The following is a 2142-nucleotide window of genomic DNA, read 5'->3' on the forward strand; positions in this document are numbered from 1 at the left end:
CACCCTGCACCTCACGGTGCAACATGCATGACTCGGGGTCTGGTTGATTCGCCATTTCTTACCAGTATCGAACTTTCATCGACTATCCTCCGCCAGCTTTAACTGGCGCACTAAGCGTCCGGCGAACACGCCTTGCGTAATGTGAGCGCCTGGCAAATCCACGTACCCGATGATACTGGTCGCAAGTGCGATGGTTTCTCCTTGATGAGGGAGGCTGGATGACGATCACACGGCTCAGTATGATCAGGATGTTCAATGAGCAGGGGCTCCTATGCAGCGTGTCATGATTATTGGCCAACGGGGGTCAGGAAAAAGCACGCTGGCTCGGGAGATGGGTAAGCACACCGGTCTTCCGGTCATCCATATCGACACGATCCATTGGCAACCGGGATGGGTCGAGCGAAACGCAGATGAGAAGACTCGCCTTTGTCACGAGGTCGAGGCTCGCGATCAGTGGATTTTTGAAGGGGGGCATTCGGCCACCTGGGACAACCGTATTGCCAGAGCCGACTTCTTAGTATGGATTGATCGGTCGTCGGCACTTCGGTTTTGGCGTGTGCTTCTTCGAACTTTGACCCAGCGTGGCAGCACTCGCCCCAACCTTCCAGAGGATTGCCCAGAGCAGCTAGGGAACCTTCTAGAGCTTTTCAACTTCATGTGGACTACCCGTAAATCGGCGCGTGCCAAGATGAAGCTGCTTGCGGTTACGATGCTGAGCGTGGCCAGCTCTAAAGTTGGCGCCACTTAATCGTAGGCGAACTGGTCAATCAGCCCCAGACGTGGAACGTGGGTGTTTGGCCGTAGTAGGGCGCCGGGGGCGATGACTGCGTTTGCCCCAATTTTGCAGCCGTCGCCGACTAAGGCACCGAATTTATTCACTCCTGTCTGGATCACATTGTCATCATGGCGGATTTTGATATCCGCACCATCCAGTTCGTTACGGTAATTGGCAATGATTGCACCTGCTTCAATATTTACGCCCTCGCCAATCAACGAGTCGCCGACAAAGTTGAAATGTGCCAACTTGCTTCCACCAAGCATGAAGCTGCTTTTCATTTCGCAGCTTGGGCCAACAATGCAATTGCTGCCGAGGTAAACGCCTCCACGCAGGTAAGCTCCCGCCGCCACAAATGATCCTTCACCGATGATAACTGCGCCTTTCAGCACCGCCCCTTGCTCGACAACGGCACTTTCGTGGATGGCACAGTTTCCATGGCGCCGATAACCCTCGCCAAGGCCTGCCACCAAGGCCAAAACTTGATTTTCACAGTCTTGAGAAACCAGCCAAGCGGCAGGGGGTACCAATTCCAGCAAGGGCCAACGAGCAATAAACGTACTGATCTCAGGTAACTTCATAGAAATTCTTCCGGTACAAGTAGGGCGCGTGTATCCACACACTGCTGACGTTGGGACAATAGAGTTCCCCGAAAATTCACGCCCACCCCGTGCCTAGGCTATGCTGAGCTGAGCTGAGCTGAGCTGAGCTGAGCTGAGTAGATGACTTCCCCGGACGGATACAGTTGTGCTCATTTCCCTTGCTAAGGCATCCGCCAAGGTCGTGGTGCCGGTACCTGCCGCGCCTGCGATCAAGATGTAACGTGCTATCTCTTTTGTCATTTCGCTTTCAGCCACTCTAAAACTTGTTTTGCATCTCCGACAGCTCGCCAGCCCCTTACGTTCGCAACTATAATTGGCTTCGTGATTTTTGGGGAAATACCGTATGTGTCCGGCCAAGTCGTCTACCCAAACCCGAAAAGCCAGGACATGGTGTGCACTCAAATTTGATCTGACCCCGAAAAGTTGGACGCCTTCTATGCCCGCCGTGTTTGAGTCCTGTATTCCACAGGGCTCAGGCCACCTAGCTTCAGCCTGATTCGCGAATGATTGTAGTAGTGTATGTAGTCCTCTATCCCTGCTTCAAGCTCATCAAGACTGTTGAATTTGTTCAGGTAAAAGAACTCGGATTTCAAGGTGCCAAAAAAGCTTTCCATAGCCGCATTGTCATAGCAATTTCCTTTGCGGGACATGCTTGGCTTTACCGCACGCTCGTTCAGCACGCGGCGGTAGATAGGCATCCGGTACTGCCATCCCTGGTCGGAATGCAAAATTGGCTTATCGCGCGGACGCAGCCGCTCAAAAGCT

3 protein-coding genes are annotated in these 2142 nt (G+C 53.2%); 1 reads left to right on the forward strand and 2 read right to left on the reverse strand.

Features of this window, described 5'->3' with window-relative positions; genetic code table 11:
- Positions 1-271: 271 nt before the first annotated feature.
- Positions 272-748, forward strand: coding sequence for an AAA family ATPase (locus ACP7E4_RS30365; RefSeq protein ID WP_426119958.1), 477 nt, complete (start codon positions 272-274; stop codon positions 746-748).
- Here ACP7E4_RS30365 and ACP7E4_RS30370 read toward each other — a convergent pair.
- A complete protein-coding gene (locus ACP7E4_RS30370; protein ID WP_426119959.1) occupies positions 745-1356 on the reverse strand; it encodes a transferase in 612 nt (203 codons plus the stop codon). The two genes, ACP7E4_RS30365 and ACP7E4_RS30370, sit on opposite strands and share 4 nt — an antisense overlap.
- Positions 1357-1811: 455 nt before the next feature.
- Positions 1812-2142, reverse strand: a 331-nt coding sequence (locus ACP7E4_RS30375; RefSeq protein WP_426119961.1) for an IS3 family transposase, incomplete at its 5' end; no start/stop codon positions are given.

It is taken from the genome of Pseudomonas sp. DSP3-2-3, assembly GCF_049898225.1.
In the GTDB taxonomy this organism is placed as follows: domain Bacteria; phylum Pseudomonadota; class Gammaproteobacteria; order Pseudomonadales; family Pseudomonadaceae; genus Aquipseudomonas.